7 protein-coding genes are annotated in these 12,000 nt (G+C 63.7%); 4 read left to right on the top strand and 3 right to left on the bottom strand.

All coding sequences use genetic code 11. The features are described 5' to 3' along the window. Positions 1-135: 135 nt before the first annotated feature. Positions 136-585, top strand: coding sequence for a cupin domain-containing protein (locus tag AC630_RS21035; protein WP_074120383.1), 450 nt, complete (start codon positions 136-138; stop codon positions 583-585). A 153-nt stretch (positions 586-738) separates the two neighbouring features. Here AC630_RS21035 and AC630_RS21030 read toward each other — a convergent pair whose 3' ends face one another. Then, positions 739-2,301, bottom strand: a complete 1,563-nt coding sequence (locus tag AC630_RS21030; protein WP_074120382.1) for a TadE/TadG family type IV pilus assembly protein — start codon at positions 2,299-2,301, stop codon at positions 739-741. A 377-nt stretch (positions 2,302-2,678) separates the two neighbouring features. Between AC630_RS21030 and AC630_RS21025 the strand changes: the two genes are divergently transcribed. Then, positions 2,679-3,749: a hypothetical protein gene (locus AC630_RS21025; protein WP_074120381.1), complete on the top strand. Its 1,071-nt coding sequence runs from the start codon at positions 2,679-2,681 to the stop codon at positions 3,747-3,749. 36 nt (positions 3,750-3,785) lie between these two features. On the opposite strand, the gene AC630_RS21020 is transcribed toward AC630_RS21025, so the two are convergent. Continuing rightward, positions 3,786-4,577, bottom strand: a complete 792-nt coding sequence (locus tag AC630_RS21020; RefSeq protein WP_074120380.1) for an ABC transporter substrate-binding protein — start codon at positions 4,575-4,577, stop codon at positions 3,786-3,788. A gap of 235 nt (positions 4,578-4,812) precedes the next feature. On the opposite strand from AC630_RS21020, the gene AC630_RS21015 reads away from it, so the two are divergent. Next, positions 4,813-6,006, top strand: coding sequence for an efflux RND transporter periplasmic adaptor subunit (locus AC630_RS21015; protein ID WP_074120379.1), 1,194 nt, complete (start codon positions 4,813-4,815; stop codon positions 6,004-6,006). A 12-nt stretch (positions 6,007-6,018) separates the two neighbouring features. Further along, positions 6,019-9,177: an efflux RND transporter permease subunit gene (locus tag AC630_RS21010; protein ID WP_074120378.1), complete on the top strand. Its 3,159-nt coding sequence runs from the start codon at positions 6,019-6,021 to the stop codon at positions 9,175-9,177. On the opposite strand, the gene AC630_RS21005 is transcribed toward AC630_RS21010, so the two are convergent. Next, a complete protein-coding gene (locus tag AC630_RS21005) occupies positions 9,174-11,456 on the bottom strand; it encodes a cation:proton antiporter domain-containing protein (protein WP_074120377.1) in 2,283 nt (760 codons plus the stop codon). The two genes, AC630_RS21010 and AC630_RS21005, sit on opposite strands and share 4 nt — an antisense overlap. Between the last annotated feature and the right edge of the window lie 544 nt (positions 11,457-12,000).

The following is a 12,000-nucleotide window of genomic DNA, read 5'->3' as shown; positions in this document are numbered from 1 at the left end:
GCTTTAGGTTGTTGTTTGAGCATGATCCGATCGGAAAACCGCTGCACACTTTTCCGGATCATGCTCTGCCGGGTGGACTCCGCACGGCGCCTGGGCAAAACTCCGGTACAGCCGGAATTCCCATTGGAGGCGAGCATGACTGCACTCGAGAAAGGTATTACCGCGAACGGCACGGGCTATGGCGGCAAGAGCTGGAACATCCTGGGCCAGGTCTATTTCCCCAAGGCCGTCACCGACTCCACCTTCGCGTTCGAGACCAACAGTGAGCCCGGCCAGTTCGTGCCGGTGCACATTCATCCGACCCAGGACGAATTCATCCTGGTGCAGGAAGGCACGCTCGACCTCAAACTCGACGGAAAATGGGTCAAGGCCCATGCCGGCGACCTCGTACGCATGCCGCGCGGCATCCCGCACGGCTATTTCAACAAGTCCGACAAGCCCTGCCGCGCACTGTTCTGGGTCTCGCCGATGCAGAAGCTGGAGGCGCTGTTCAACCAGCTCCACAATCTGACCGATCCGGCCGAAGTCGTGCGCATCTCGGCCCTGCACGAAGTCGACTTCCTGCCGCCCGAAGCCAACGACTAGAGCGTTTTCGAGCGAAGTGGATACCGGTTCGCGTCAAGAAAACGCGTCAAAACAAGAATCTAGAGCCCCCGTTCCGATTCCATCGGAACGGAAATGGCTCTAGGCGGCCTCCTCTTCCTCGTCATGAGGTTGCGCGGCGCTGGCGCCGGGCCATCAATTGGTGATGTGGGCCTCCGCCACCGCGTGATTGAACATCGCGTTCAACGCCGCCGTAATGTCGGCCGGCGTATTCGCCGTGTAGAAAAATCCCGGCGAGGCGCAGTTTTGCAGGCTCGTCGGAATGTTCGGAATGTTCCAGTTGGCGTAATCGTCCTCGTCGCCGGCGAAGGACGTATTGACCGGGTTGATCGGCTGGTAGGGAATGTACAGCACGGAAATGATGATGCCGCGCTTCTTCAGCGGCGTGCATGACGTGGCCGGGTCGATCGTGGTGGCATGGTTGCTTCCGGACCAGGAGCCGTTGGGCACGCCCTTGACCTGCGGATCCTGCGCGCCGTCGGTTACGAGGAAGACGTAAGGCAGCGTGCTGTTCCATGCGCTGCCGTCGCCCACGCTCGTGATCAGGGTGTTCACGCTCGACAAAGCCGTGTCGATATGAGTGCCGCCCGAACCGAGGTTCGCGTTCATGTTGGTATCGAGCAGGGTCGCCAGATTGGCGGCAGCGTAGTTGATGGTCGAGGGATTGGTTGTCGAGCCGCTGATGCTGCTGGTCAGCGGGAAGTACGAGTAGAGATACCGAATGAAGGGGTAGAGACCGATGCGAAACTGGTTCGCCACCTTCTCGGTGTTGTTCGCGGTGCTGAACAACTGGTTCACGGCATAGCCGACGGCATCCAGACGCAATTGAATGCAGGAGTCGGTTCCGTCGGTCGGACAGTTCGCAACCGTCGCAAGATTTGAATACAGCGAATTCGGCAGACCGGAAACGATCGAAGAAGGCAACTGCACGCCCATCGGGTTGGTCGACTTCTTCGTCAATAGCCCCTTGTACCCGCTCTGGCTGACCCGCGAGATCGCGTACCCCAAGCAATAGTTGTTCGTGGGATAACCTTGTGTTCCGGAATCGGTGCAGGCGCTGTTCTGCGGCGAGAAGTGGCAGGCCAGCGTGCAGCCGGTCGGATACTGCCGATAGTTGTCCGGATTGATCGACTGCATGCGCTGCGCTTCTGCCGTGGTCGACGGCAGGCCCATCGATCCCGAGACATCCAGTGTCAGATAGAAATCGAGATACAGCGGCAGGGTCGTGGTCGAAGACGAGCCCCCGGTCACGGTCAGAGTCTGATACCCGAGAACCCGCATGAAGGTGACGGGCACATTGGCGCTGAACTGCACGTTCGACGTCAGCTTGTTGCCGGTCTTGGTGACGGTGCTCGTCACTCCCAGGCTGTTATAGCTGCCCGAGTACGTCGAGGCGTTTCCGTTGAAGATGTTGGTCGCCTCGGTGACGCCAGCCGAAACGGATCCGTTCGACGTCATCGCCATCGCGGCATTGTAGCCGGCCGAGTTGACCGAGATCGAGGCGACGCTCGCCGAATCCGCGGCGCCTTGCAGCTTTGCCTTAATGCGCGCCGCCATGCTGTAGTCGATGGCACATCCGATGGACGCGATGATCGGCACGAGCGCAATCGCAAATGTCACCGCGATATTGGCATTGGTGTCGCGCTTCAATCGCGACAGAAGCCGACCGAGACGACGCACCGTTCCATAGTCTGGCATTGCCAAGCCCCCGCTCGACTGTTTGTTTGGAAATGACCGAGATGAATTCCAGGACGCCAAGACGAAACTGATGCCAGGACCAACGCGCGGCAGCGGAGCCGACGAGCTTCGCGCCGGAAGACCTGCGCCGCTCCTGGTCAGACGGTGCATTGTGCAGATGCGGAGCTACCGAATCGTAAAGGCGTCACGAGAATCGGAAGGCTGTTTTGTCAGTTTACTGTAAGCTTCAACGGGATCATCGGGGTCGTTTACGGAGATCCGAAGCCGCCGCCCCTCTACCGGCACGGCACAAGCCGATCAGGTTGTGCCTCGCCAGACCGCCTCATTGATGCTTACGATCTGCACAATTGCCGAATCGACCGGCCCGGGAGCCTGCGATGCGATCAAGACGTCACGCCGCCGCTGCCATAGCGGCGCTTGCCCTGTTCCTCACTGCGCCCGCTTTGGGACAGGGCGCGCTCACGGCAAAACAAGCGGATGCGCTTGCCGCCTATGACCGCGCGCTCGCCGACTTCAAGGCGATCCTTGCCGAGCGGCGCGGCCAGATCGAGGCGAAGCAGCCGCTGCCGAACTTGCCGGGCCAGGCGCTTTATCTGGCGCGCGTCGCTGTCATCAGCAGCTACAAGGATCTCACCGACGCCATGCCGTCGCGGATCGGCAGGCCCAACAAGTTCGAAATTCCTCCGGCCTATTTCGATGCCGACATCGAGCCGCTGGTCGACGAGTACGCCGGGCTGTTCGAGATCATGGAGGCGCCGCCCGCCAACGCGCAAAACTCGGCGACGCCGTTCAAGGACGTCGTAGATCTCGCGGTTGCGATCGCGCGCGCCAAGGGGCTTGCACCAGTTCACGCCGAGGCTGCGGGACGGATCAGCCTCGGGCTGTTCTTTGCCGAGACCAACGGCAAGCAGAATGTCCGCAACGGGCGATCGAACACCTATATGGGCAGCTTTCAGACCGGCCCCGCCGAGGACCGGAACGGCCGCAGGAAATGGGAAGCCATCAAGCCAGAGATCGCGGCGACCGATCCCGAATTGAACGCGCGGGACGACAACGAAGAGGCGCGGGCCCGCGGCACCGATCACCGCTTCAACCACTGGACCAACGTGCGCGACGGCCTGATGAACGCGCATGCCGATCTCTTCCGGGAGATCCCCGCGATCGTGAAGACACTGCCCGACCCCATCGACCAGATGAAGCTGTTCGAGCTGATCCAGATCGTCCCCACCCCGACGCGGTCCGCGCTCAAGTCGGGCGATCTCCTGAACTACAGGGTATCCAGCCCCACCATCATGAAGCACCTGCGCAACAACAGCATCTTCGCCTTCGGACAGGCCGACCGGGCGCGCGCGTCGGCAAGCTTCCGCGAGATCCTCGGTGCGATGTGGCTGTTCAACAGGAAGTTCGAGCGCGCGATGGCGAAATATGCGGAGCTCAAGCCGCGCTGACGGACAGGTTGCAACGCGCCCCTCTGCGCCGCCAGCCTACTCGGTCCGGATCGGCGTGTCCTTCAGGCCGTTGTTGTCGTAGGCCTTGCGCAGCGTGCCGTTCGTCGTCGCTTCCGTCATGAACCTGGTGACGAACGCCAGCGCCTGGCCGTGGCCGAGCGGGACGGCAACCGCGGTGACCGTCTTCTTGAACGTCTCGTCCAGCACCCGCGTGCCCGGAATCTTCTGCGCCATCTTGTTGAGCTGGTCGCGCGACAGCGCGAAGGCGTCGATCTCGCCGCTCTTCAGAAGGCCGAAGATCTCGTCGTAAGTCTGATAGCCCGTGACTTTCGCGTTCTTCAGATGCGCGATGGCGCCACGCATGGTGGTCGTGGCGTTGACGGCCGCGACCTTGATGCCGGGCTGGTCGAGCGTGGCGAAATTGGTCACGTTCGAACCCGCCTTGACGATGTAGGTGGCATCCGCGACCTCGTAGATCGGGCCGAACATCATCTTGGTCTCGCGCTCGGGATCCCTGGGCAGCCACGTGACGTCCCAGGTGCCTTTCGACGCCGCATCGGTGATCTGCCCGGAATTCTGGTGCACGACATATTCGACGGGAACACCGAGCTGCGCGGCCATCTCCTTGCCGAGGTCGACCGGCACGCCCGCATAGCCAGCTTCCGTCTTTGTCGACCAGAACGCGCCGCCCGCCGGGCTGATCGCGATCGCGACCCGCAGCTTGCCGGTCGGCGCAATTTCCTCCGTCGGGCCATCCGCTAGTGCAGGCATGGCAACCGCCGCTGCAAGAACGAGGCCGGCAAGAGCGGACTGAAGGAACCTTGGCATGTCATGTTCTCCTCACCTTTTCTTCTTTCCGACCGCTTCGCTTCCGTCGCACGGCCTTTGACACAATTCTGGTCGATCGTGCGCTCGGTGAAAAGCGATTTGTCATGACAAACCTGCCAAAGGCCATGGCGCCGTTTGCAGTGCAAGGCCGGTGACCGCCATAGCTATGGTGTTTCGCGGCCAGGCATTTGTTGGTAGCCTGCCGCACCGGCAGACAATACTCGGGGGCCACCAAATGACCTCAGCGAATCCCGCATCTCCGGCACAGCGCAATCGAGCGTGGAGACATATCGGGCGGGCGCTGGCCGCCGCGGCGGCCATGGCCGCGCTCACCGGCTGCGAGGACAAGAACACGTTCGTGGCGCCGCCACCGCCGAAGGTGGACGTAGCGACGCCCGTGCAGCGGGCGGTGACGCGCTATGTCGAAGCCACCGGCAACACTGCGCCGATCAAGATCGTCGATCTCGTCGCGCGCGTGCAGGGCTTCCTGCAATCGATCGACTATCAGGACGGCACGTTCGTCAAGCAAGGCACCCAACTCTTCACGATCGAGCCGGAGACCTACAAGCTGAAGCTCGAACAGGCGCAGGCGGCCGAAGCCGGCGCCCAGGCCTCGCTCCGGCAGGCGGAAGCCGACTTCAGGCGGCAGACCGATCTCGTCCAGCGCCAGGCAGTCGCGCAGTCTACCCTCGATACCTCGACATCGAACCGCGACAACGCCCAGGCCAATCTCCTGCAGGCCCAGGCCAACACCAGGCTCGCCGAAGTCAACTACGGCTACACCAAGGTGAGCGCCCCGTTCGACGGCGTCGTCAGCGCCCACATGGTCTCGATCGGCGAACTCGTCGGCGTCTCCTCCCCGACCCAGCTCGCGACCATCGTCGCGATGGACCCGATCTATGTGAACTTCACAGTCAACGAACAGGATGTTTTGCGCATCCGTGCCGAATCGGCCCGCCGCGGTCTGACCGCCGCCGACCTCAAGCAGTTCCCGATTCAAGTGGGCCTGCAGACCGAGACCGGCTATCCGCATGAGGGCAGGCTCGACTATGTCGCGCCGACGATCAACCAATCGACCGGTACGCTCGCGGTGCGCGGCGTCGTGCCCAATGACAAGCGCGTGCTGTTGCCCGGCTATTTCGTCCGCGTCCGCGTACCCTTCACCCAGGAGAAAAACGCCCTCCTCGTTCCCGACACCGCGCTCGGCAGCGACCAGGGCGGCCGCTATCTGCTCGTGGTCGGCAAGGACAACACGGTCGAGCAGCGCAAGGTCCAGATCGGTCCTGCGGACAGCGGCCTGCGCGTGATCGAAAGCGGCCTGGAGCCGGACGACCGCGTCGTCATCGCGGGGCTGCTGCGGGTGATTCCGGGTCAGAAGATCGACCCGCAAGTGACGAAGATCGACCAGTCGCAGGCGTCGGCCAAGTAGGAGCCGCCGGTCATGATCTCAAAATTCTTCATCGAGCGGCCGGTCCTTTCGAACGTCATCGCGCTCCTGATGATCCTGATCGGCGGCGTCGCGCTGTTCAACCTCGCGATCGCGCAATATCCGGACGTGGTGCCGCCGACGGTGCAGGTCACCACGCGCTATCCCGGCGCCAGCGCCAAGACCGTGATCGACACCGTGGCGCTGCCGATCGAGCAGCAGGTCAACGGCGTCGAGGACATGCTCTACATGCAGTCCTACAGCGGCTCCGACGGCACCTATACGCTGACGGTGACCTTCAAGATCGGCACCGATCTCAACTTCGCGCAGGTGCTGGTGCAGAACCGCGTCTCCAGCGCGCTATCACAACTGCCCGCGTCCGTGCAGAACCAGGGCGTTACCGTGCAGAAGCGGTCGACATCGATTCTGCTGTTCGTGACGCTGACCTCGCCGGACTCGTCGTACGACAGTCTCTACTTGAGCAACTACGCCACCATCAACATCCGCGATGAGCTCTCCCGCCTGCCGGGCGTCGGCAACGTCACTGTGTTCGGCGCCGGACAGTATTCGATGCGGGTGTGGCTCGATCCCAACAAGCTGCAGGTCCGTGACCTCGTCCCGCAGGACGTCATCCAGGCCATCCAGCAGCAGAGCCAGCAGGTCTCGGCCGGCCAGGTCGGCGCGCCACCGACACCGCCGGGACAGGCGTTCCAGTACACGCTCAATGTCAACGGCCGGCTCGACGACACCACACAGTTCGAGAACATCATCGTCAAGACCGGCACCAGCGGCGACGTCACGCGCGTGCGCGACGTCGGCTGGGTCGAACTGGGCGCGCAGACTTACAGCCAGATCTTCTCGCTGAACAAGCAGCCGGCCACCGGCATCGGCGTGTTCCAGTCGCCCGGCGCCAACGCGCTTCAGGTCGAGCAGGCCGTCGAGAAGAAGATGGCGGAACTCGCAAAGGCCTTTCCGCAAGGCATCAAGTACGACACGCCGTTCGACACCACGAAGTTCGTGCAGGCCTCGGTGCACGAGGTCTACATGACCTTGATCGAGGCCGGCCTGCTCGTGCTGGTCGTGATCCTGGTGTTCCTGCAGGACTGGCGCGCGATGCTGGTGCCGGCGACCACCGTGCCGGTGACCATCATCGGCGCGTTCGCCGCGATGGCGGCGCTCGGCTTCACCATCAACATGTCGACCTTGTTCGCGATCGTGCTCGCGATCGGCATCGTCGTCGACGACGCAATCGTCGTGGTCGAGGGCGCCGCCCACAACATCGAGCAGGGCATGAACGGCCACGACGCCGCGATCAAGGCGATGGACCAGCTGTTCGCGCCGATCGTCGGCATCACCCTGGTTCTGATCTCGGTGTTCCTGCCGGCCTCGTTCCTCGCCGGCCTCACGGGGCGCATCTATTCGCAATTCGCGCTGGTGATCGCGGCGACCGCGCTGCTGTCCGCGATCAACGCCGCCACGCTGAAGCCCACGCAGTGCGCGCTCTGGCTGCGACCGGCGGTGCCGCCGGAGCAACGCAATTTCTTCTACCGCGGCTTCAACGCCGTCTATGACCGCGTCGAGCGCGGCTACATCCGGCTGATCGGCTTCCTGGTCCGGAACGCCACCGTCTCGGTCGCAATCGCACTGGTGTTGATCGGGATCGGCGGCTACGGCCTGTCGCGGGTACCGACCGGCTTCCTGCCGATCGAGGACCAGGGCTACCTGATCGCCGCCGTGCAGCTGCCCGACGGCGCCTCGCTCGAGCGGACCCAGACGGTGCTCGACAGGGCCGCCGATCTCATCAAGGACACGCCGGGCGTTCAGCAGGTCATCACCATTGCCGGCATCTCCGCGCTCGACAACAGCGCCAGCCTGGCCAATGCCGGCGTTGCCTACATCATCCTGAAAGACTGGGACTCGCGCGGCAAAGGCGAAGACCTGCGCTCGCTGGTGTACGGGCTCAACGACAGGGTCGCGACCATCATGGAAGCGCGCACCGTAGTGCTGCCACCGCCGCCGATCCAGGGTATCGGCAACGCGGCCGGCTTCTCGATGCAGGTCGAGCTGCGCGACGGCAACAGCGATTTCGCCAAGCTCCAGGCGATCACGGGCGCGATGGTCTCCAACGCCGAGAGTCAGAGCGCGCTGCAGCGCGTCCAGTCCTCGTTCCGCTCGTCGGTGCCGCAATTCAACGTCGAGATCGACCGTATCAAGACCCAGACCCTGCACGTGACGACAGACCAGGTGTTCGCGGCGCTGTCGACCTATCTCGGCTCGTCCTACGTCAACCAGTTCAACAAGTTCGGACGCGTGTTCCAGGTCTATACCCAGGCCGATCCGTCATTCCGCGTCACCGAGCGCGACATCGCCAACATGATGGTGCGCAACCAGAACGGCGACATGATCCCGATCGGCACCGTCGCCACGATCACGCCGGCCACCGGCCCGTCGCTGATCAGCCTCTACAACCTCTATCCATCCTCAACCATCGTCGGCCTCCCCGCGCAGGGCTATTCGTCCGGCCAGTCGCTGAAACTGATGGAGGAGGTCGCGGACAAGACGCTGCCGCCGGGCACCGGCTTTGAATGGACCGCGATGTCCTATCAGGAGAAGGCCGTCTCCAACCAGATCTACTGGGTGTTCGGCCTTGCGATGCTGCTGGTCTATCTGGTGCTCGCCGGACAGTATGAGAGCTGGTACGCCCCGATCTCGGTGATCCTCGCCGTGCCGCTGTCGCTGATCGGACCAATGCTGGTCCTCAACGCGCTCAAGATCGACAACAACCTCTATTGCCAGATCGGCCTGATCCTGCTGATCGCGCTGTCGGCCAAGAACGCCATCCTGATCGTCGAGGTCGGGCTCGAGTTGCACGGCCGCGACGGCAAGCCGATCATGGAATCCGCGATCGAGGCCGCGCGCGCCCGCTTCCGCCCGATCTTGATGACGTCGTTCGCCTTCATCCTCGGCGTGGTGCCGCTGGTGATTGCGACCGGCGCCGGCGCCAGCGCGCGCAAGTCGATCGGCATCACCGTGTTCTCGGGCATGCTGGCCTCGACCTGCCTCGCGGTGCTGTTCGTGCCGGCCTTCTTCGTGGTGGTGCAGCGCTTCGAGAACTGGCGCGCAACAAAAAAGACGCCGCCGGCGGCGCAGCCGGCCGCGGAGGTGAAACCTTAAGCCTTCTGCGCGGACGCCTGCCGCGCTTCTCCGCTCGACACAAGGAGCACCGAGACCTTCGACTGCCGCAGCACGGCATCTGCGACGCCACCGAAGGAAAAGTAATCTCCCTGGATGCGGTCGACGCCCATGACCACCAGATCGACATCGGTGGTGTCGATCTCGCGCAGGATCGCCGCCTCCGGCGCCCGGTTCACGCGCAGCGTCGTGGTGATGTCGACCTCATAGCGGGCGGCGAGATCGCTGGCATCCTTGAGAATGCCTGCCTCCTGGCTCAGCCCGCGGGAGGCGCCGCGCCGCGCGCCCTTGTCGCGCGTCGTCGTCACATAGATCACACGGAGCGAGCCTGATCCGGCCTGCGCGAGCGCGACCGCGACCTCGGCGCCGCGCTTGGAGACGCCGCTGCCCGAGACCGGGACGAGGATGTTGAGGGCGTCGGGCACCGGCTGCTTCAGATGTTTTCCCTTGGCCGCCACGATCGCAAGCGGTCCTTCGAATTTTGCGGAGATGTCCTCGATCCTCCGGTCGAAACGATCCTTGGTCGCGGCGACCTTGTCGACGCCGACGACGAGGAGATCAAAGCCCTTGCGCGCCTCATCAGCGATCGCTTTGCCGAGCTCCGTTCGCCTCGCCCGGGCGACCACATCGACGCCGCCAGCGTCGTCGCCATTGCCGATCACCGTATTGGCTGCCTTCTTCACCACGGTCTCGTGGCTCTCCTCCTCGTCACGCCCCTTCTCCTCGTCACGCCCCTTCTCCTGCTCCCCGGCGCATTTGCCGATGTGCAGCACCGTGATCGGCAGGCCGCGCATGCCGGCGATCAGCCCCGCAATGTGTGCGGCGAAGGTGGCATTCACGCTCTCGTCCACCACCAGCAGCGGACGTTCGAGATTGGCCACAAAGCCGCGCCTCTCGAATTCTTCCCGCTCCAGACGTTCCTTCTCCTCCCTGCTCATCGGCAGCTTTGCGAGGGTCGCGCGCAGCATCGGCGGCATCGCTATCGTGGTCACGATCGCCATGGTCACGATCATCGTGAACAAGTTCTGGCTGAGCACGCCGATGGACAGACCGATGGTCGCAATGATGACCTCGGTCGAGCCGCGCGCGTTCATCCCGCTCGCGAGCGCCAGCGACTCCCGATAACTCAAGCCGCCCACTGTGCCGCCGACAAAGGCGCCGCCGAACTTGCCGACGCTAGCGATCACGACCAGCAGGCCGGTGAGCATCAGGAGATTGGGATCACGAAGCACCGACAGATCGGCGCTCAACCCCGCGAGACCGAAGAACACCGGCATGAAGAAGCTCGAGATCAGCCCGCGCAGGCGTTCGTCGATCTGCCTTGTCAGGATCGGGGACTGCCCGACCAGAATGCCGGCGACGAAGGCACCCAGCACGGTGTGCACGCCGATCAGATGCGTGATCAGCGCCATCGTGCCCATCAGCAGCAGGATCACCGTGATCACAGGCGCGGTGCTGACGAGATAGTCGTTGGCCCAGCGGATGAGCAGGAACACCAGCCGGCGGCCGATGGTGACGCTGATGGCGAAGAAGGCGAGCGTGCCCAGCACGGCTTTCGCCACCGAGGCGACATCCAGCGTGCCTTGCGAGGCGAGGCTGAAGATGACCGCGATGATGATCCAGCCGATGGTGTCGTCGATGACAGCCGTGGCGACGATGATCTGCCCGACATTGCGGCGCATGAAATTCATCTCGCGCACGACCACCGCGACGATCTTCACCGAGGAGATCGACAGCGCCGTGCCCATGAACAGCGAGGCCACCAGGCGCTGTTGCGGATTGGGCAGGAGCGCATCGGGAAGGAACTCGCCGAGCGCGAAGCCGCACGCGAAGGGAACAACGATGCCGGCGATCGAGATCGCGATCGCCGGCTTGCCGATCTTCCTGACCAGCTTGGGATCGGTCTCCATGCCGGTGAGCAGCAACAGAAGAAGGATGCCGAACTGGGCGATACCGTCGATCATCGCCTTCTGCTCGGGCGTCCGGGGGAAGATCGCCTGCTGCGCTTCAGGCCAGATCCAGCCGAACAGCGACGGGCCGAGCAGGATGCCGGCGAGCAATTCGCCGATCACCGAGGGCTGGCCGATGCGCTGCATGATCTCGCCGAGGCCGCGGCCGACGGCGATCAGCAGCACGATCTGCGCCAGCAGGAGGAACTCGGACGGCGCTGCCGGTTTGCCGCCCTCGGCGCTGGCCGCAATGGTGGTGAGGACAAGCACCGCGGGGACAAGGCCGACCGGTCGGAGCAGGCTCCACTGCATGCAGGTGTCTTTCCCCCTTCATCTGCCCCGGCGAAGTGCCGAGGCCACAGGGGGTAGAACCCGCGGGCGGTGGAGGGAGTTCCCGACTTCCGCGGCGGGGCCAAGGGCGCTTCAACAAAAAAGTCGAAAACAACCCCATGCACAGTAGAGCGGCACTGGCGGCGTTGGGGTTTTGAGCCGCACCGACGTTTGACACGTCGGGCAAAACACCGGCACAATGGCATCATGGGTTGCATGCGCGACCTACCTCCCCATCCTTCGTCATTGCGAGCGTAGCGAAGCAATCCAGAGTCCCTCCGCGGGAAGATTTTGGATTGCTTCGTGGAGCCTGTCATCGGGCCGCGCTATGCGCGGACCCGTTGGCTCGCAATGACGAGTGGAGAGAGTCCCGGCCTTACACCCGCTCGTGCCCCGGACGCAGCGCAGCGCCACTTCGGCGGTGCGCTGCAGAGCCGGAGCCCATGCGACACGGGAATTCGCAGCCTCTGGGTCCCGGCTCTGCGCCGCAACGCCATAAGCGCGTTCACGCGCGTCTTCGACGCGC

It is taken from the genome of Bradyrhizobium sp. AS23.2, assembly GCF_001908185.1.
Classification (GTDB): domain Bacteria; phylum Pseudomonadota; class Alphaproteobacteria; order Rhizobiales; family Xanthobacteraceae; genus Bradyrhizobium.
This window is presented reverse-complemented; position numbering and strand designations above follow the sequence as displayed.

Excerpts from the sequence above, each read along its gene's own strand:
- AC630_RS21005 (WP_074120377.1), bottom strand. The coding sequence starts at position 11,456 with ATGCAGTGGAGCCTGCTCCGACCGGTCGGCCTTGTCCCCGCGGTGCTT.
- AC630_RS21015 (WP_074120379.1), top strand. The coding sequence starts at position 4,813 with ATGACCTCAGCGAATCCCGCATCTCCGGCACAGCGCAATCGAGCGTGG.
- AC630_RS21030 (WP_074120382.1), bottom strand. The coding sequence starts at position 2,301 with ATGCCAGACTATGGAACGGTGCGTCGTCTCGGTCGGCTTCTGTCGCGA.
- AC630_RS21025 (WP_074120381.1), top strand. The coding sequence starts at position 2,679 with ATGCGATCAAGACGTCACGCCGCCGCTGCCATAGCGGCGCTTGCCCTG.
- AC630_RS21020 (WP_074120380.1), bottom strand. The coding sequence starts at position 4,577 with ATGCCAAGGTTCCTTCAGTCCGCTCTTGCCGGCCTCGTTCTTGCAGCG.
- AC630_RS21010 (WP_074120378.1), top strand. The coding sequence starts at position 6,019 with ATGATCTCAAAATTCTTCATCGAGCGGCCGGTCCTTTCGAACGTCATC.
- AC630_RS21035 (WP_074120383.1), top strand. The coding sequence starts at position 136 with ATGACTGCACTCGAGAAAGGTATTACCGCGAACGGCACGGGCTATGGC.